This window comes from Pseudomonas sp. L5B5, assembly GCF_020520285.1.
Classification (GTDB): Bacteria; Pseudomonadota; Gammaproteobacteria; order Pseudomonadales; family Pseudomonadaceae; genus Aquipseudomonas.
Map to the genome: position 1 here is coordinate 3,958,073 of NZ_CP084742.1, position 19,071 is coordinate 3,977,143.

15 protein-coding genes are annotated in these 19,071 nt (G+C 65.6%); 9 read left to right on the forward strand and 6 right to left on the reverse strand.

Annotated elements, in window-relative coordinates; translation table 11 throughout:
• Positions 1-8: 8 nt before the first annotated feature.
• The 4 genes from cysT to dibA all read right to left on the reverse strand — a co-directional run bounded on the left by cysT (position 9) and on the right by dibA (position 4,832).
• Positions 9-827 (reverse strand): sulfate ABC transporter permease subunit CysT, encoded by an 819-nt coding sequence (cysT, locus tag LGQ10_RS18075; protein WP_058438468.1) that lies wholly within the window; start codon positions 825-827, stop codon positions 9-11.
• 141 nt (positions 828-968) lie between these two features.
• Positions 969-1,979: a sulfate ABC transporter substrate-binding protein gene (locus tag LGQ10_RS18080; RefSeq protein WP_226522776.1), complete on the reverse strand. Its 1,011-nt coding sequence runs from the start codon at positions 1,977-1,979 to the stop codon at positions 969-971.
• Positions 1,980-2,138: 159 nt separating this feature from the next.
• Positions 2,139-2,321, reverse strand: a complete 183-nt coding sequence (oscA, locus tag LGQ10_RS18085) for a sulfur starvation response protein OscA (protein ID WP_022643503.1) — start codon at positions 2,319-2,321, stop codon at positions 2,139-2,141.
• A 591-nt stretch (positions 2,322-2,912) separates the two neighbouring features.
• A complete protein-coding gene (dibA, locus tag LGQ10_RS18090) occupies positions 2,913-4,832 on the reverse strand; it encodes a phosphodiesterase DibA (protein WP_058438470.1) in 1,920 nt (639 codons plus the stop codon).
• Positions 4,833-4,977: 145 nt separating this feature from the next.
• Between dibA and desA the strand changes: the two genes are divergently transcribed.
• The 3 genes from desA to LGQ10_RS18105 all read left to right on the forward strand — a co-directional run bounded on the left by desA (position 4,978) and on the right by LGQ10_RS18105 (position 7,704).
• On the forward strand, positions 4,978-6,162 hold the full coding sequence (desA, locus tag LGQ10_RS18095; protein WP_058438472.1) for a delta-9 fatty acid desaturase DesA: 1,185 nt from the start codon (positions 4,978-4,980) through the stop codon (positions 6,160-6,162).
• Positions 6,163-6,393: 231 nt separating this feature from the next.
• A complete protein-coding gene (locus LGQ10_RS18100) occupies positions 6,394-7,386 on the forward strand; it encodes a GGDEF domain-containing protein (RefSeq protein WP_226522777.1) in 993 nt (330 codons plus the stop codon).
• 69 nt (positions 7,387-7,455) lie between these two features.
• Positions 7,456-7,704: a hypothetical protein gene (locus LGQ10_RS18105; protein WP_058438477.1), complete on the forward strand. Its 249-nt coding sequence runs from the start codon at positions 7,456-7,458 to the stop codon at positions 7,702-7,704.
• A 6-nt stretch (positions 7,705-7,710) separates the two neighbouring features.
• On the opposite strand, the gene LGQ10_RS18110 is transcribed toward LGQ10_RS18105, so the two are convergent.
• A complete protein-coding gene (locus LGQ10_RS18110) occupies positions 7,711-8,925 on the reverse strand; it encodes a response regulator (RefSeq protein WP_226522778.1) in 1,215 nt (404 codons plus the stop codon).
• 360 nt (positions 8,926-9,285) lie between these two features.
• Here LGQ10_RS18110 and LGQ10_RS18115 point away from each other — a divergent pair, with 360 nt between their 5' ends.
• The 6 genes from LGQ10_RS18115 (at position 9,286) to LGQ10_RS18140 (ending at position 17,554) form a co-directional block, all read left to right on the forward strand.
• Positions 9,286-11,463: a TonB-dependent receptor gene (locus LGQ10_RS18115; RefSeq protein ID WP_226522779.1), complete on the forward strand. Its 2,178-nt coding sequence runs from the start codon at positions 9,286-9,288 to the stop codon at positions 11,461-11,463.
• Positions 11,464-11,527: 64 nt separating this feature from the next.
• Positions 11,528-12,904: an alanine racemase gene (locus LGQ10_RS18120; RefSeq protein WP_226522780.1), complete on the forward strand. Its 1,377-nt coding sequence runs from the start codon at positions 11,528-11,530 to the stop codon at positions 12,902-12,904.
• A 27-nt stretch (positions 12,905-12,931) separates the two neighbouring features.
• On the forward strand, positions 12,932-13,930 hold the full coding sequence (locus LGQ10_RS18125) for a hypothetical protein (RefSeq protein ID WP_226522781.1): 999 nt from the start codon (positions 12,932-12,934) through the stop codon (positions 13,928-13,930).
• The gene (locus tag LGQ10_RS18130; protein WP_226522782.1) at positions 13,924-15,351 is read left to right on the forward strand and encodes an MATE family efflux transporter; all 1,428 of its coding nucleotides are present in this window, start codon (positions 13,924-13,926) and stop codon (positions 15,349-15,351) included. The genes LGQ10_RS18125 and LGQ10_RS18130 overlap by 7 nt, the downstream gene beginning before the upstream one ends.
• Complete coding sequence (locus LGQ10_RS18135; protein ID WP_226522783.1) at positions 15,348-16,484, forward strand: aminotransferase class I/II-fold pyridoxal phosphate-dependent enzyme; 1,137 nt, start codon at positions 15,348-15,350, stop codon at positions 16,482-16,484. The genes LGQ10_RS18130 and LGQ10_RS18135 overlap by 4 nt, the downstream gene beginning before the upstream one ends.
• 56 nt (positions 16,485-16,540) lie before the next feature.
• Positions 16,541-17,554, forward strand: coding sequence for a PLP-dependent cysteine synthase family protein (locus tag LGQ10_RS18140; RefSeq protein ID WP_226522784.1), 1,014 nt, complete (start codon positions 16,541-16,543; stop codon positions 17,552-17,554).
• 74 nt (positions 17,555-17,628) lie between these two features.
• On the opposite strand, the gene gabT is transcribed toward LGQ10_RS18140, so the two are convergent.
• The gene (gene gabT / locus LGQ10_RS18145) at positions 17,629-18,909 is read right to left on the reverse strand and encodes a 4-aminobutyrate--2-oxoglutarate transaminase (RefSeq protein WP_226522785.1); all 1,281 of its coding nucleotides are present in this window, start codon (positions 18,907-18,909) and stop codon (positions 17,629-17,631) included.
• Between the last annotated feature and the right edge of the window lie 162 nt (positions 18,910-19,071).

A 19,071-nucleotide genomic window follows, 5' to 3' on the forward strand; every position in this document is an offset into this window, starting at 1 on the left:
GCGCCTCCTCAAGGTCGTTCGATGCGCCGCTGCAGCAGGTTGATCAGCAGCAGCAGGATGAAGGAAACCACCAGCATCAGCACGCCGATGGCGGTGGCGCCGGTGTAGTCGTACTGGTCGAGCTTGACCATGATCAGCAGCGGCAGGATCTCGGTCTTCATCGGCATGTTGCCGGCGATGAAGATCACCGAACCGTACTCGCCCACCCCCCGGGCAAAGGCCAGGGCAAAACCGGTGAGCCAGGCTGGCAGCAAGGCCGGCACCAGGATGTGGCGAAAGACCTGCCAGGGCTTGGCACCCAGGCAGGCAGCGGCTTCCTCCACTTCCCGGGGGATGTCCGCCAGCACCGGTTGCACCGTGCGCACCACGAACGGCAGGGTGACGAAGGTCAGCGCCAGGGTGATGCCCAGGGGTGTGTAGGCGATCTTGAAACCCAGGTCGGTGGCGAACTGGCCCACCAGGCCGGTGGGCGCGTAGAGCGCGGTCAGGGCGATGCCGGCCACCGCGGTGGGCAAGGCGAAGGGCAGGTCGATCATGGCATCGATGACCTTGCGCCCCGGGAAGCTGTAGCGCACCAGGACCCAGGCCAGCAGGGTGCCAATCAGGCCGTTGATGACCGCTGCGCACAGCGCGGTGCCGAAGCTGAGCTTGAGGGCGGCCAGCACACGGGGCGCCGAGACGATGGCCCAGAACTGATCCCAGGTGAGTTGTGCGGCATGGACGAACATCGCCGCCAGGGGAATGAGCACAATCAGGCTGAGGTACACCAAGGTGTAGCCCAGCGTCAGCCCGAAGCCGGGTATGACGGGGGAGATACGACGCGACATAGGAGTCCTTGGTTAACGGATAGATACCCATGTAGGAGCGAGCTTGCTCGCGAAGATCTTCAACGATAACGCGCACATTCTGAATGAAGGCGGTGCTCTTGAGTTCTTCGCGAGCAAGCTCGCTCCCACAGGTAGGGTTACTTACTGGGCCTGGTAGATCTGGTCGAACACGCCACCGTCATTGAAGAATTTCGGTTGGGCAGTTTTCCAGCCGCCGAAGTCCTTGTCGATAGTCACCAGCTCCAGTTTCGGGAACTGCTGGCCATATTTGGCGGCTACGTCCTTGTCCCGTGGACGGTAGAAGTTCTTCGCGGCGATTTCCTGGCCGGCCGGGCTGTACAGGTGCTTGAGGTAGGCCTCGGCGATCTGGGTGTTGCCCTTCTTCTCGGCGTTCTTGTCCACCACCGCCACCGGCGGCTCGGCGAGGATCGACAGCGACGGCACGACGATATCGAACTTGTCGGCGCCGCCGTCTTCCTTGAGGGCCAGGAAGGCTTCGTTTTCCCAGGCCAGCAGCACATCGCCCTGGCCGTTGTTGACGAAGGTGATGGTCGAACCGCGAGCCCCGGTGTCCAGCACCGGTACATGCTTGAACAGCTGCTTCACGTACTCCTGGGCCTTGGCTTCGCTACCGCCGGCCTTCAGGCCGTAGGCCCAGGCGGCGAGGAAGTTCCAGCGCGCGCCTCCGGAGGTCTTCGGGTTGGGGGTGATCACCGAGACGTCCGGCTTGATCAGGTCGCCCCAGTCCTTGATGCCCTTGGGGTTGCCCTTGCGCACCAGGAACACGATGGTCGAGGTGTAGGGGGTGCTGGCGTCGGGCAGGCGTTTTTGCCAGTCCGCCGGCAGGGTCTTGCCGAGCTTGGCGATTTCGTCGATGTCGCCGGCCAGGGCCAGGGTCACCACGTCGGCACGCAGGCCGTCGATCACTGCCCGGCCCTGTTTGCCCGAACCGCCATGGGACTGCTGGATCTTGACGTTGTCGCCGGGATGCTCCTGCTTCCAGAAGCGGGTGAATTCGGCGTTGTAGTCCTGGTACAGCTCGCGGGTCGGGTCGTAGGAGACGTTGAGCAACTCATAGTCCTTGGCGACGGCGGACCCTGCAAAAACGGCGCTGGCGAGGGCAGCCAGGGCATAACGGCGAATCGACGACATGGTAGAACTCCCGAATATTTTTCTAATGTGCTGGCATTTTTCTTATGGCGAATCAGGCCCGCATTCGCGGGCGAACGCTGGGGGACAGGCTGGGGGTCATGGATGACGCCCTCCGGTTGACCAGTCGGGCCTCTCGATCACGAGAGGGTGATGCGCGATTCAGCTGGGTTTGTTGCCGGGTTGCTGCAGGCGGAATTTTTCCTTGCGTTCGATCTGCACGACTTGAGCGTTGTGCACGGTGATTTCCACCGCACCGAAGCGCAGGTCCCGCAGCGCACTTTGAATTTCACGCAAGATGGTTGCTTCGTCCTGTCCGTCGACGCTACGTAGAGATGCGCTCATGGTGTTGCTCCTGAGTGGGATGTGCCGTGCAGTGGCGGCACTGCGGGTGGCGTGGAGCAATAGTAGATAGGCAGGGATATTCTTAAAAATACTATTTAAGAATGTTTATATAACCATCGGAAATTATTCGCCGGGACGCGCAGTTACGTGCCTCGCGGGTCCATGCCCGCTCTCTTGCGGCCGCTGCGCGACCGTGCGCAGCCTGCGGCAGCGGCTACACGAAGCGCTGTAGCCGCTGTCGAGCGTAGCGAGGCTGCGACCGGGGCGCAGTACCCACAAAACCAGGCAACGCGCTGCATCAGGCACACCTTGGGATGGCGGCTCGTACCGAGCCGTGCGCAGCCTGCGGCAGCGGCTACACGAAGCGCTGTAGCCGCTGTCGAGCGTAGCGAGGCTGCGACCGGGGGCGCAGCACCCGCAAAACCAGGCAACGCGCTGCATCAGGCACACCTTGGGATGGCGGCTCGTACCGAGCCGTGCGCAGCCTGCGGCAGCGGCTACACGAAGCGTTGTAGCCGCTGTCGAGCGTAGCGAGGCTGCGACCGGGGGCGCAGCGCCCGCAAAGCAAGGCGGCGCGGTGCATCAGGCACGTCAGAGGATGTGCGGGGCGTTGTCCCAGTCCAGCAGCGAGGCCGGCATCGGACGACCGAACCAGTAGCCCTGGCCCAGGTCGCAGCCCTGGTCAAGGAGGAACCGCGCCTGCTCCATCTGCTCGATGCCCTCGGCATGGACCTGCATGCCCATGCTCTGGGCCAGGGCCACGATCACCCGGGAAATTGCCGCATCGTCCTCGTCCCAGGGCAGGCCGGCAACGAAACCCTGGTCGATCTTGAGCTTCTGCACCGGCAGGCGCTTGAGCCGCAGCAACGAGGAATAACCGGTGCCGAAGTCGTCGATGGCCAGGCGGATGCCCAGCTCACGCAAGCGGTGCATCTGCTCCAGGGCCACTTCCGGATCGTCCATCAGTGCACTTTCGGTCACCTCAAGCTCCAGGAAGGCCGGATCCAGCCCGGTATCGTGCAGCACCTGGGCCACCTGCTGGTACAGCTCGCTGCGGGCGAACAGGCGGGTCGAGACATTCACCGCGATGAACGACAGCACCACGCCCTCGGCCTGCCACTGGCACATCTGCTGGCAAGCCTGGCGCATGACCCAGGCATCGATCTCGGCAATCATCCCGGTGCGTTCGGCGATCGGGATGAACTCCCCCGGAGGCACCAGGCCACGGTGTGGATGCTGCCAGCGCACCAGGGCCTCGACACCCACCAGGCGGCTGCTGGCCAGGTCGTGCACCGGCTGGTAATAGACTCGCAGCTCCTGGCGGTCCAGGGCCCGGCGCAACTCGAAGGCAGTCTCCACCCGCTGCTGGGCATGGGCGGTGAGCTCTTCGGTGTACAGGGCATAACCGTTGCGTCCGGCGCTCTTGGCCTTGAACAGCGCCGCATCGGCGTTGCGCAACAGTTGGCTGGCACTGCGGGCATCGCTGGGAAACAGGCTGATGCCAATGCTGGCGTTGATCAGGACCTGGTGCCCGTCCAGCTGGAACGGCTCCTTGAGGCCATCGAGGATGCGCTGGGCCAGGGCTACCGCCTGCACCAGTTGCGGGCAGCTTTCGACCAACACGGCGAACTCGTCGCCCCCCAGCCGGGCCAGGGTGACGCCCGGTCCGAACATCTCCCTCAAGCGCAACGAGAAGGCCTTGAGCAACTGGTCGCCGACGTTGTGCCCGAGGCTGTCGTTGACCATCTTGAAGTGGTCCAGGTCGATCATCAGCATGGCGCAGCCACGTTTGTGGATCTGCGCCGAGGACAGGGCCTGTTCGGCACGGTCGGTGAGCAACAGGCGGTTGGGCAGGTCGGTCAGGGGGTCGTGGTGAGCCAGGTGCGCCAGTTCGTGCTCGGAATCCTTGATCGCGCTGATGTCGGAGAACACGGCCACATAGTGGGTCAGCTCGCCCTGCTCATCGTGAATCGCACGGATGGTCTGCCACTGCGGGTAGATTTCACCGCTCTTGCGCCGGTTCCAGATCTCGCCGCTCCATTCGCCGGTCTGGCGCAACGCGCCGAACATCGCCTTGTAGAAATCCACCGAATGGTGGCCGGACTTGAACAGGCTCGGCTGGCGGCCCAGCACTTCCTCGCGCTGGTAGCCGGTGATCTCGATGAAGGCCCGGTTAACGTGGACAATCAGGCCCTGGGTGTCGCTCACCAGCACCCCTTCGCGGGTGCAGTCGAACACGGCCGCCGCCTGGCGCAGGCGCTCGCGGTCCTTCTGCTGGTGGCGCAGCCAGCGATCGGCGCCCATCGCCCGCAGCAAGCGGGCACGGGCAAAGAAGATCAACACCGCACTGACCAGGGCCCAGGCGTAGCCGCTGGCCTGCTGCCAAACAACCTGGTCGATCGATCCATCGAAGAAACTGCTCAATAAATAACCACTGAGCTGCAGCCAGACCAGGGACAGCAGCAGGTAGAACAGCGCGGCACGCAAGCCATTGCGATAAGAAACCGACATAAGTCCGTCTATTTCCACACGAAAAGTTTGGGATTATAGAGGAAGAAACATCCCGCCACTCTTATCTGAAAGGGCGACTGGTTTTCTCCCCGGGCTTGGTGATAATGCCTGGGCTGTTTTTTCTCTATCGAGGGCCTTATCGCCTATGTGGTATGAAGGTTTACTTGGCTTGTCCGCCTGGCAACTGGTGGCAGTCACCCTGTTGATGACCCACGTGACCATCGTTGCGGTCACGGTCTATCTGCACCGTTATTCCGCGCATCGCTCCCTGGAGCTCAATGCCGGCCTCAAGCATTTCTTCCGTTTCTGGCTGTGGCTGACCACGGCGCAGAACACCCGCGAATGGACCGCCATCCACCGCAAGCACCACGCCAAGTGCGAGACCGCCGACGACCCCCACAGCCCGGTGGTCAAGGGCTTGTCCACCGTGCTGCGCAAGGGTGCCGAGCTGTATCGCGAAGAGGCGAAGAACCCCGAGACCCTGCGCATCTACGGCAAGAACTGCCCGGAAGACTGGATCGAGCGCAACCTCTACAGCCGCTACAAGCTGGGTGGCGTGGCGCTGATGGCGGCCATCGACCTGCTGCTGTTCGGCACTATCGGCATCACCATCTGGGCCATCCAGATGATGTGGATTCCGCTCTGGGCCGCAGGCGTGATCAATGGCCTGGGGCATGCCGTGGGCTACCGCAACTTCGAGTGCCGCGACGCCGCCACCAACCTGGTGCCCTGGGGCATCATCGTCGGCGGTGAAGAGCTGCACAACAACCACCACACCTACCCCAACTCGGCCAAGCTCTCGGTGAAGAAGTGGGAGTTCGACCTGGGCTGGGCCTGGATCAAGGTCTTCAGTTTCCTGCGCCTGGCCAAGGTCCAGCGCGTGGCGCCGATCGCCCACCGGGTCGAAGGCAAGGGCCACCTGGACATGGACACCGCCATGGCCATCCTCAACAACCGGTTCCAGATCATGGCCCAGTACCGCAAGCTGGTGATCGGCCCGCTGGTCAAGCAGGAACTGGCCAAGGTCGATCACTCGGTGCGCCACCAGTTCCACCGCGCCAAGCGCCTGCTGTCCCGGGAGACCAGCCTGCTGGAAGACCGGCACCACCTGCGCATCCAGAACATGCTGGAACACAGCCAGGCGTTGAAAGTGATCTACGAGAAACGCCTGGCCCTGCAACAGATCTGGGTCAAGACCAGCTCCAACGGCCACGACATGCTGGCCGCGATCAGGGACTGGGTCCACGAGGCCGAGGCCAGCGGTATCCAGTCCCTGCGGGACTTCGCCAGCCAGCTCAAGACCTACTCGCTGCGCCCCAGCGTCGCCTGACCCTCACCCCGCCACGGCTCCTGCCGTGGCGGGAGCTTGTGTCGCAGCACGGACGCTGGCTCCCGCCAGTTCCGCCTCCAGACAGCCCCTGCCGACCGCCCGGCGCATCGCCGGATCGGCCGGGAACTTAGTGTTCCATCTCCCTATCTCAAGCAACACTTCGCCATCCTGGCGGGCCTGGTAGTAGCCGTTGTGGAACACCGCGCGGCGCGCCCTTCGAGATCTGTGCCGATGGTCAACAAGAATCCGGACACTCCCTCTTCACCTCCCCAGTGGCCCGAGGCCGCGCACACCCTCATGGCCCTGATGCATGCCCAGGGCGAAGTGGCCCGCCTGACCGAACGCGAGCAGTTGTTCAGCTCCCTGCTGGTGAGCGTCAATGCGGTGCTCTGGGCCTTCGACTGGGACAACCGCCAGGTGCTGTACGTCAGCCCCGCCTATGAACGTCTGTTCGGCCGCCCCGCCGGCCTGCTCCTGGCGGACTACAACCAGTGGCACGACAGCATCTATCCCGACGACCTGGAGTACGCCGAGCGCAGCCTGGCCCAGGTCCTGGAAAAAGGCGCGGTGGAAGACCGCGAATACCGCATCATCGATGCCACAGGCCAGGTGCGCTGGCTCAGCGACAAATGCTTCATCAATCGCAATGCCGAAGCCGGACAACGCCTGATCGTGGTGGGAATCGCCGAGGACATCACCGAGAAAAAGCAGCTGGAGGCCGAGCTGCAACGCCTGGCCACCACCGATGCGCTGACCCAGAGCAGCAATCGCCGGTACTTCTTCGAGTGCGCCAACCGCGAGTTCGAACAGGCCCGAATACAGGGCTCGCCCTTGTCCTTCCTGCTGCTGGATATCGATGATTTCAAGGTGATCAACGATACCTACGGCCACCCCGAGGGCGACATCGTCTTGCAACGCATTGCCGAGAGCGGCCGCGCGGCCCTGCGCCGTGGCGACCTGTTCGGGCGGGTCGGCGGCGAGGAATTCGCCGCCCTGTTCCCCGGCTGCGCCGCCGACGTGGCGCGCCAGGTGGCCGAGCGCCTGCAGCGGGAAATCCAGCGCCAGCACTTCAACCACCAGGGCCAGGCCTTCAGCATCACCGTCAGCCAGGGCCTGACCAGCCTGCTGCCGGAAGACGAAAGCCTCGACAGCTTGTTCGCCCGGGCCGACGCGGCCATGTACGAAGCCAAGCACCAGGGCAAGAACCGCATCGTCAGCGGATGATTCGCAGGCAGGACAAGGCTAGACTGCGCCCCCCGTCGCAGTGACGGCCCCTGTCGATAGAAGCGCTCGATGAACGAAGAACAACTGCTCAAACGCGTCAACAGCAAGCGCAATGGCTGCCGGGGCAAACGCCTGGCGAGCGCGCTGATCGCCCTGACCATCGTGCTGCTGGGCGTGGCCCTGGCGGTCAAGCACGGGCCGCATCCGGCGCAGCTGCTGACACTGCTGGCGGCCTGGCCGTTCTTCCACCTGGCCTTCCTGGCCGAAGACCAGACCGTCGAAGGCTGGTTCGAACTGTTCACCCTGCTGGGCAACTGACAGGGCTCAGCCCTTGCGCAGGCGCACCAGCTCCGGCAGGCCGACTTTCAACAGCCGCGCGGTCTTGCTGTCGGCCACCGCCTCCACCCCTTCATGTTCGGTCAGGCGCGCCAGCTGCGCCGCCAGGTTCATCACCAGCGCCTCGCGGGAGTACACGCCGCCGCCCAGCTGGTAGATCGAAGCAATCAGCTCGCGCAGTTCCAGGGGCATGCGCCACCGGGTGCGCAGGGCCGAACCGTAGGCTGCGCCAAAGCGCTCCAGGGCATCGCCGATCTCTTCCTGGTCGTCCAGCTCGCCCCCGGCCTGTTTCCACTCCTGCAGGCAGCGCAGCAACGCCAGGTCCCCCAGGCGGTGCAGCAGACCGGCGCAGTAGCAACGCTCCTGGTCCAGGTCCAGCATGCGCGCCAGGGTCCGTCCGTATTCGGCGGTGTGCAGCGACAGCCCCCAGTAGCGCTCGGCATAGTCGGCCAGGGCCGGGTCGCTGAGGCGGGCGCTGCGCTTGAGGGTCAGGCCGAGAATCAGGTTCATGCTCTGCCCGGTGCCGAGCCGCTGCAGGGCCTGGGGCAAGGTCTGCACCCCATCGCCATGGTGCTGGGCCGCGCTGTTGGCTGCGGCGATCAGCACTGCGGTGACCTGCGGGTCGGTGCGGATCTCGTCTTCCAGCAGCCGCAGGTCCAGCCCCTCGGGGTGCAGGCTGCGCTTGACCGCCTGTTGCACGTCGGTCAACAGCGGCGCGCCGTCGGCTCGTTCGCGGCGCTGTTCGAGAAAGCCGTACAGGGTCATGCCCGGGGCCAGTGCCGGTATCTCGCAGGACACCTCCTGGCCGGCATCCAGCAGCAGGCCTTGCAGGCGCTGGGTCAGGCCTTCCATGTTCAGGGGCTTGGTCAGGTAGGCCGTGGGCGCCAGGGGCAAGGCCTCGCGCACGCTGGCGCTGTCGCTGCGCACGCTCAGGAGAATGAACGGCTGCAACGGGTTGCGCTTGCGCCTGCGCACCGCCCGCAGCAGCGCGAGGCCATCGATGCCCGGCAGCTCCCAGTCGGCAATGATCAGGTCATAGGGCTTGGCGCCGAGCAGGTCCATGGCTTCCTGGCCATCGGCACACAGGTCCAGGCGAGCATCGCAGCGCACGTTCAGCAGCACTTGCTTGAGCAGGTCGCGAGACCACGGATCGGCCTCGGCGATCAGCACGCGAGGTACAGCGGGTAGGTCAACAGCGGTCATGCAGCACGCTCCGGTCACTATGGGTGCACCTTAGTCAAAGCCGCCGGATTCATACAGCCGAAAACGCCAAAAGCCCCGCAAAAACCGGCAAAAGTGTGGGTAAGGATCGTTTCAGCCCGTCTTCCCTTTCAGCCAAACCCTGCGCGCCAGAGCGGTTGAGCGACCCGTCGTGGGTGGGCGTTGCATGAAAAATAAAAACGTTATAATGTTTCATTCGAGAACAGTTCTCACATTTGCAAAGGCCGCCAGCACGGCCTGCAGCCTCGGCACGGCTCCTCGGCGAGCCAGGGCAGGCAGCAGGCTGGACAGCGGCGAGCCTCATGCACCGTTGCGTCAAGGGACTACACAAGGGACGACAGGATGAACGAGTTGTACGGATCAGCTCCGCGGTGTGCGTGCACGGTCTTGGCCGGTGTGTTTTCGGCCTGTTGCAGCCTGCCCGCCGTCGAAGCGCAGGAGGTGCCCGAAGAGCGCAAGGCCGCGTCCCTGAGCCTGGACACCAGCCATATCGTCGCCCCGCCACTCAACGAGGCCTACGAGGTGAATGCCGGTGCCTTCGGCGCCAAGACGGCCATGGAGATCCCCCTGGTGATCCAAAGCTACGACGCCAAGACCATCGCCGACTCCTCCGCGCGTACCGCCGTCGATGTGCTGAGCCTGGACCCCTCGATCCTCAGTGCCTCCGCTGGCAGCGGCTTCGACAACTTCCGCCTGCGCGGCTTTGCCATGGACAACTTCAACACCATTCGCCGCGATGGCCTGACGCTGGCTCCGCACCATGACGTGCCCCTGGAGAACGTCGAGCGCATCGACGTGCTCAAGGGCCCGTCGGGCTTCCTGTACGGGGTCAACTCCCCTGGCGGCACGATCAACTACATCCTCAAGCGCCCGACCCTCGATCCCCTGCTCAACCTGACGGTCCAGGGCTCGTCCCTGACCGGGCGCTACGTGGCCATCGACAACAGCAACTCCACCGCCGACGGCGCGTTCGGCTATCGCCTGAATGCCGGCTACGAAAAGAACGGCGACTACAATCACGCCCGGGACATGGAGCGCAAGTTCATCGGCCTGGCCACCGACTGGCGCTTGAACGACCGCGCGCTGCTGCAACTCAACGGCGACTGGTCGTGGAAATCCACGGTGGCCGACCCCCTGCTGCGGGCCGACCAGAGCCACCGCGCCAACCCGCTGGATGCCTCCAGCTACGTCAGGCCGCCGAAGATCAATCGCCGAGACTTGCTCACCGGTTCCTGGTTCCGCCACCAGACCGAGGGCAAGAACCTCGACGCCAAGTTCGAATACACCCTCAGCGACAACTGGACCTCCATCACCCAGGCCAACTACTCGCGGGTCGAGCGCCATGGCGGCTACAACGACCTGTTCAACATCCAGCCCAATGGCGACATCGGCACCGCCGACCTCTACGTTTCCCGTGGCGAGGTGTTCAGCACCTGGTCGCTGCAGTCCTACCTGGCGGGCAAGTTCAACACCGGCAGCCTCTACCACGACGTGTTCCTGGGCACCGGCTACAAGCAGTTCAAGGACCGCAGCCCGGCCTGGGACGATATCAACAGCGCCAACCCCGGCGTCCGGGTCAGCGATGTTTCGGTGGGCAACATCCGCCACCCCGTGCAACCGCCCAAGCATCATTTCGGCCCGGAGAACGACATCGAGTTCGTCTCCCGGATCAAGGAAAGCTCGGTCTTCGCCAGTGACCTGGTGTCCCTCAGCGAGCAGTTCCAGGTGCTGCTCGGCGGGCGTTACATCTGGTACCGCGCCGATCATCTGTCGGCCAATGCATTGCCCCAGCGCCACGACGTGTTCGTCCCCAGCGGCGCGCTGATCTATCGCCCGCTGGAGAACCTGATGACCTACGTCAGCTATTCGCGCGGCCTGGAAAAGGGCGACTACGCGCCCTGGAATGCCACCAACAAGAACCAGCCCACCGATGCCATCGAGTCCGAGCAATATGAAGTCGGGCTCAAGGCCGAGCTCGACTCACGCGCAAGCCTGGGCCTGGCGCTCTTCGAGATCCGCCGCAACGCCAGCTACCTGGACACCAGCAACACCTTCGTCAGCAAGGGCCAGTACCGCCACCGCGGGATCGAGCTGAACCTCACCCACCGGCCCACCGACTCGCTGACCCTGGAGGCCAACCTGGCCTACCTGGCGACCCGCCTGGAAAACGTGGATGACCTGAGCGTCGCCGGCAATCGCACCGAAGGCGTGCCGAAATGGAAGGGTTCCTTCGGTGCCCAATACCAGCTGCAACGCGTTCCCGGATTGTCCCTGGACAGCACCCTGAGCCTGGTCGGCAGCCGCCCGGTGGATGCCCAGAACAGCGGCTACATCCCCGGCTATGCCCTGCTCGACGCCGGTGCCAGCTACCGCACCCGGCTGGGCGACACACCCGTGACCTACCGGCTCCACGGCAAGAACCTGACCAATACCTACTACTACGCCAGCACCTACTACCAGGGTGGCCTGGAAGTGGGCCGCGAACGCGAGGTCTTCCTCTCGGCGCGCTTCGAATTCTGACCTGACACGGCGTCGGCACAGGGTGTCGGCGCCAGCGTCTCTGCCAAGGATGAAAACGTCAGTCATGCACCTGCCTTTACGCGCCAGCGCGCCCCAGCCGTCCAGCACATTGACCAGCCTGCGGCACGCCAGCGTCGACGACCTGCTGCGCCAGCATCCGGCAACCCTGCACAGCCTGGTACAGGGCCTGGGCTCACCCTTGCACCTGATGCTGCCGCAGGTGTTCGTGGACAATATCCGCCAGCTCCAGCGCACCTTCGAACAGGCACCAGCCAGGGGTTCGCTGCTGTTCGCGAAAAAGGCCAACAAGGCCGACTGCCTGATCCAGGCCTGCTGCCAAGAGGGCATCGGCGTCGATGTGGCCAGCGTCGGCGAGCTGGAAAAGGCCCTGGGGGGCGGCGTACCGGGCCGCGCCATTGGCGTCTCCGGCCCGGAGAAAAGCGAGCGTTTGCTGGCGCTGAGCCTGAGCCACCAGTGCCTGTTGGCCGTCGATTCGCCCAGCGAGTTGCAGCGCCTGCTGCACCTGGCGAAAAGCCGCGACCAGCAGGCCCGGCTGCTCCTGCGCTGTCTCCCCGAAAGCCAGCCGCAGAGCCGTTTCGGCCTCGATCCGGAGCAGTGCGCGCAGGCCATCGCGTTGTGTCGAGAGCATGCCCGGTGGCTGCGCCTGACGGGGTTTTCCTTCCACCTCGGCGGTTACTCCAGCGCACAGCGCGCGCAGACCGCCAGCCAGTTGCTCAACCTCTGCGTGAGTACCCGCGCGGCGGGCCTGGAACACTGCCGGCGCCTGAACCTGGGGGGCGGCCTTGCCGTGCAGTACGTCAGCCCCGAGGCCTGGGCCCGCTTTCTCCAGCAGGATCACCCCAGCCATTACCACGGTGGTCGCGCCTTCAGCGGCTTCTATCCCTATGGCGTACCGCGCGCCACTGCCGATGCCCTGGCAGACATTCTCGGCTCCCCGGTGGACGGGGCCATGACCCTGGCGCAGAAGGCCGAGCGGCACGCCATCGAGTTGATGATCGAGCCCGGCCGGGCCCTGCTCGACCAGGCCGGCATCAGCGTCTTTCGCGTCCAGGGGGTCAAGGACCGGGGTGACGGCTACGCGCTGGTCACGGTGCAGGGCAGCAGCTTCAGCCTCTCCGAGCAGTGGTTCAACAGCGAGTTCCTGCCCGAGCCCCTGCTGCTTCCCGCCGAGCCCCGCCCGGCCGCGCCCTTCGTCGCCTGTGTCGGCGGCTCGACCTGCCTGGAGGCCGACATGCTGACCTGGCGCAAGCTCCGTTTCGACCAGCCGGTGCGCCCCGGCGACCTGCTGGTCTACCTCAACACCGCCGGCTACCAGATGGACTCCAACGAGTCGCCGTTTCACGAGGCCCGGTTGCCCCACAAGGTCGTCATCGAACTCGACGGCCCCTCCCTGCGCTGGAAGCTCGACGGGCTGGCGTGAGGTTTTGTTTGCCAACAAGGAGTCAGGATGAACCGCTCAACGCAATACGCCGCGCCCGGCGAACTGTGGGTGCTTGCACAGGCCGACCTGGAAGACCTGGGAGTACGCCACCAAGACGTGCTCAAGGTGGTGGAGCAAGCCTATGTCGCCCTGCGCAATGGCGATTCGCAGAACCCGCTGAAAACCATCGTCGAGCCGGCGGACCAGCGCTCCATCAGCTACTCGATGGTGGGCCGCGATGGCGCCAGCCAGACCCTGGGTTTCAAGGTGGTGTACGAACACGACCCGCAACGCCAGCGCGACGCCTACCGCTTCCATTCCTTCATCTTTCTCTGCGATGACCACAGCGGCCAGCCCATCGCCTTGATGGACGTGGCCCAGCTGGGGCCGATGCGCACCAGTGCAACCTCGGCGCTGATGGCCCGGGCTGCCTGCCCCGACGCCCGCACGGCACTGGTGGTCGGTACCGGCGTGCAGGGGCAGATTGCCCTGCCGATGCTCCTGGCCGCCCTGCCCGGGCTGCAGCGCCTGCAGGTCTACGGCCACTACGCCGAGGGCCTCAGGGCAGTGCGCGAGAATCTCCAGCGCCACTGCCCGGGACGCGAGGTCGAGGTGATCGAGGACTTGCCGCGGGCTGCCGCGCAGGCCGACATCATCCTCGGCGTGGCCGGCCTGACCGCTCGCCAGCAGGTCAGGCGGGCCTGGCTCAAGCCCGGGGCCGTGGCGGTGCTGGTGGGCTATGGCATCGATGCCGATGTGCTGCACGGCGCCGACTACCGCATTGCCACCGACAGCGCGCAGATGCGCGTCACCAGCGCCGACCTTGCCGCCGCCGACGGCAGCCTGCCGGAGATGGACGCGCAACTGCCGGACATCCTCCTCGGCCGCGCCCCGGCACGCCGCCATGAACGGGACATCGTGTTCGCCTACAACAGCGGCATGGTGGTCACCGACGTGGCCCTGGGCCGCTACCTGGCGGACCTGGCCCTGGCCAGGCGGCGCGGACAGAGGGTCAAGCTATGGTGAGCCCGACCTCGCGCAATCCGTCCCCGTGGCGCCAGGAGTTCCTGCCGCTGCTGCTGCTCGCCTGCCCACTGATCCTGACCAACCTGGCCCACGTCGCCCTGACCACCATCGACATCGTGGTGCTGGGCACCCTGGGTGCGCGGGAGATCGCCGCCGGTGGCCTGGCCCTGGCGTTGTTCAACCAGTTGCGCACCACCGGCACCGGCCTGGTGACCGGCGTCAGCAACCTGGTGGCCCAGGCCAACGCACGCCAGGATCACGGACAGATCCGCCAACTGCTGGTGGCCGGGCTGTTCTGGGCGACCCTCAGTGGCGGGCTGTTCATCGCCGTGCTGCTGCTTCTGGAGCGGCCCCTGGTCTGGCTCGGGCAGGACCCGCAAGTGGCCAGGGATACGGTGCAGTTCCTCGCCATCATCGCTCCGGGCCTGCTGCCCTGCCTGTGGTTCCAGACCCTGCGGCACTTCACCGTCGGCCTCAAGCGCCCGGGGCCGCTGCTGGCCATTACCCTGGTGTCGATCGTGCTCACCGCCGGCCTGAACTACGGGCTGGTCTTCGGCAAGCTCGGCCTGCCGGCCCTGGGCTTCAAGGGCGTGGCGCTGACCAGCAGCCTGGTGTTCCTGCTGTCGCTGCTGATGTTCCTCGCGGTGGTGCTCAAGGACCGCCAGCTCGCGCAGTACCTGGACCTCAAGCAGCTGCGCTGCTCCTGGGCAACCCTGGGCGCGGTGTGGAAGCTCGGCCTGCCGATTGCCGGCACCTATGCGTCGGAGGCCGGTTTCTTCAGCGTGCTGACCCTGCTGATCGGCACCCTGGGCATGGAGGCGCTGGCAGCACAAACGGTGCTCAACCAGATCATCTACATCGTGTTCATGTTCTCGGCCGGGATCTCCCACGCCGCGTCCATCCACATCAGCGAAGCCCATGGCGCCGGCCAGTACGCCCGCGCCCGCCAGCTGGGGCACATGGGCCTGGTGGCCGGCGCCGCGCTGATGTTGCTGTTCGCGGTGCTCTACCTGGGGTTCGCACAGCAGATCGTGGGGCTGTTCATTTCTGCCGAGCAAGCCGCCAACCAGCAGGTGCTGAGCCTGACAGCCAGTGGCTTGCTGATTGCCGCGCTGCTGCAGTTCTTCGACGCCGCGCAGAACATCGGCAACGGCATCCTGCGGGGCCTCGGCGACACCGCCGGGCCCTTTCGCCTGTCCCTGTACGGCTACTGGCTGGTGGGCCTGCCCGCCGCCTACGGGCTTGGCGTACTCGGCGCCAACGGCATCTTCGGCATCTGGATCGGCCTGGCCATCGGCCTCGCCGTCACCGCACTGCTGCTGGTGCTGTCGTTCGAGCGCCAGATCAAGGCCCTCCTGGCCCAGCGTCATCCGAGCCAAACCCAAGCAGGCGGCATGCATGCTGCCAAGGAACCGACATGACCCTCGATCGATCCGCCGCTGTCCTCAAGCTGCTGCGCCCCAGCGTGCAGGCCTTGCCCCTGTACGATCCCGGCGCGGACCCGGAGCAGGTGGCGCAGCACTGCGCCGGCCAGCCGCTGCTCAAGCTCAGCAACAACGAGAACCCCCTGGGCGTGGCCCCCGCCGCCCTCGCCGTGCTGCGCGACTATCGCCCGGAGCTGCTCGGCCTGTACCCCGACCCGGCCTGCCTGGCGCTGCGCCGGGCCCTGGGCGAGCGGCTGGATACCGACCCCGGCCAGCTGATCATCGGCAATGGTTCGGAGAACCTGCTGGAGCTGCTGTGCCTGGCCTTTCTCGACCCGGGCGACCGAGTGGTGACCCAGTCGCCGTGCTTCGGCCTGCACGAGATCTTTCCCCTGATGATGGCGGCGCAGGTGACCAAGGTCGCGCCACACCCAGACTTTTCCTGCAACCTCGGCGCCTGGCGCAGTGCCCTGGCCGTGCCGAGCAAGATGCTGCTGATCAGCAACCCGTCCAACCCCCTGGGCACCATCTTCGACCAGCAGACCCTGGCCCGGCTGATCGATGCGGCCTCTGGCGATACCCTGCTGGTGATCGACGAGGCCTACTACGAGTACGCCTGCGCCGACCCGGACTTCCCCGAGGTGCTGGGCCTGCTGCGCGCCCAGTCACGCCCCTGGATCGTCCTGCGCACGTTCTCCAAGGCCTATGGCCTGGCCGGGCTGCGGGTGGGCTACGGGATTGCCAGCGATGCCAGCCTGGTGGCCGCCCTGGATCGGGTGCGCACGCCCTACAACATCAACCAGCTGGCCCAACTGGCGGCACTGGCAGCCCTCGGCGACCAGCAGCATGTGGCCCGCAGCCGGGCCTTTGCCGCCCAGGTGCGGGCGCCGATGATCGAGGCCCTCGGCGCTGCCGGCTTCCAGGTCGCCCCTTCGCGCACCCATTTCCTGTTCATCGATACCGGGGTCGATGCCCTGGAGGTCAACCGGCGCCTGCTGGAGCAGGCCCTGATCATCAAGGCCTGGCGTGAGCCGGGCTACGAAACCTGCATCCGCATGACCCTGGGCCAACCTGACGACAACGCACGCTTGCTCGCCGGACTGCAACGCGCCGTCCTGGCCCTGCGCTGAATCCGCCTGCGCGGCCCGGGCGCAGTTGCCTGGCCGTTCACTCTTTGGAGGTCACAATGCATTCGCGACACCCCGATTGCGCCATCAAGCACCAGGTTTCCGAGCTGATCGGCGCCTCTCCTTTGCTCCAGCTCTGTGAAACCGCCAACGGCAGCCGGGTGCTGCTCAAGCTCGAACAGTTCAACCCCACCGGCACCGCAAAAATCCGCATGGCCCGGCAGATGATCGACGAGGCCGAGGCCCAGGGCCTGCTGCAGCCGGGTGGGCAGATCGTCGAATCCACCTCCGGCAATACCGGCCTGGGCCTGGCACTGATCGCCGCTGAACGGGGCTACCGCTTTACCGCGGTGGTCGATCATCACTCCAGCGCGGACAAACTGCGCGGCATGCAAGCCTTCGGGGCCCGGCTGGTACGGGTCGGCAGCCCGGAAGGCGGGCTGGCCACCGCCGACCGCGACGCCACCGCCGAGCGCATCGCCCGGGAACAGGGCGCTTACTGGACCCAGCAGCACCACAACCCGGCCAACGCCAACGGCTACCGAGCCCTGGCCGAGGAGCTGCACGGGGCCCTTGGCGAGCGCCTGGACTACCTGTTCGGCGCGGTGGGCACCGGTGGCTCCTTGTGTGGCACCGCCCGCGCCCTCAAGGCGTACCACCAGCCGGTGCAGGTGGTGGGTGTGGAGCCGGTGGGCTCGGTGATCTTCGGCGGCCCCGGCGGGCCCTATCTGCAATCCGGTACCGGTACGCCGGAAGGCGCCGAGATCGGTGTATTGATCGATTACTCGCTGATCGATCGCGGCCTGAAAGTCAGCGATGCCGAAGCCTTCGAAACCGCCCGCTACCTGGCGCGCCATCACGGCCTGCTGGTGGGCGGCTCCGCAGGCGGGGTGATCTACCATGCGCTGCGCCAGGTCCAGGATTGCCCGGCGCAGAGCGTGATCGTGGCGCTGGTCTGCGATGGCGGGGAAAAGTACCTGGACACGGTGTTCAACGATGAGTGGATGGACCACCACCAGCTGTTCGATCCCGGGGTCCAGCAACGCCTGGCCGGCTGGCTGGCCGGGGCCTGAAACCCGGGCAAGAAAAAGCCGCTGGGCCCAGGGGGCGCCAGCGGCTTTGCACGACGGGCCTTCAGGCCCCAAGGTCACGCCAGTTCAGCGAAGCACTCTTCGATGATGGCCAGGCCCTTGTCCAGCTGCGCATCCGGCGAGGTCAGCGGCACCAGGACCCGCAGGACGTTGCCGTAGGTGCCGCAAGACAGCAGGATCAGGCCCTTGTCACAAGCCTTGGCCACGACCTGGGCCACGGCAGCGGCGTTCGGCTTGTGGCTGTCGCCGTTCTCGAACAGCTCCACCGCGATCATCGCGCCCAGGGCACGTACTTCACCGATCACCGGGTGCTTGGCCTGGATGGCCTTGAGGCCGGTCACCAGGCGCTCGCCGACGGCCTTGCAGCGGTCCAGCAGGTGCTCTTCCTCGAACACTTCCATCACGGCCAGGGCCGCGGCGCAGGCGATCGGGCTACCAGCGTAGGTGCCGCCCAGGCCACCTGGGGCAATGGCGTCCATGTACTCGGCCTTGCCGCACACGCCAGCCAGCGGGAAACCACCGGCGATGGACTTGGCGAAGGTGGTCAGGTCGGCGGCAACGCCCATCTGCTCCATGGCGAAGAAGGTGCCGGTACGGCCGGCGCCGGTCTGCACTTCGTCGGCGATCAGCAGGATGCCGTGCTGGTCGCACAGGGCACGCAGGCGCTTCATGAATTCCTTCGGCGCAACGTAGAAACCACCTTCGCCCTGTACCGGCTCGATGATGATCGCGGCGATGTCACGAGGCTCGGCGTCGTTCTTGAAGATGCGCTCGATGCTGGCGATGGAATCGTCGATGCTCACGCCGTGCAGTTCGTTGGGGTACAGCGCGCGGAAGATGCCGCCTGGCATCAGGCCCATGCCGGCCGAGTAAGGCACGACCTTGCCGGTCAGGCCCAGGGTCATCATGGTGCGGCCGTGGTAGGCGCCGGTGAAGGCAATCACACCGGCGCGGCCCGTGCTGGCGCGGGCGATCTTCACGGCGTTCTCGACGGCTTCGGAACCGGTGGTCACCAGCAGGGTTTTCTTGGCGAAATCACCCGGCACCTTGGCGTTGATTTTTTCGCACAGCTCAACGTAGGGCTCGTAGGCCAGGACCTGGAAGCAGGTGTGGGTCAGCTTGTTCAACTGCTCGGTCACTGCGGCGATGATTTTCGGGTGCACGTGACCGGTGTTCAGTACCGCGATGCCGCCGGCGAAGTCGATGAACTCGCGGCCTTCAACGTCGGTGACGGTGGCGTTCTTCGCGCTGTCGGCGAAGATCGGGTGGATCTGGCCCACGCCACGCGGTACGGCGGCTTCACGGCGTTTCATCAGGGATGCGTTGGTCTTGCTCATAGTGTCCTCATTCACCGCGGCGACCGCGGTGTGGTTCAAGGGTTGCGGGGCGGGGAGGTGACGGCGGCAGCATGCGATGATCGACTGCCGCAGTGGTCCCAGGCCACCTTGAATAGTGCGGTTTTAAAGCTGCGCGCAGGGACAGCGCTCTCGTGCCCCACG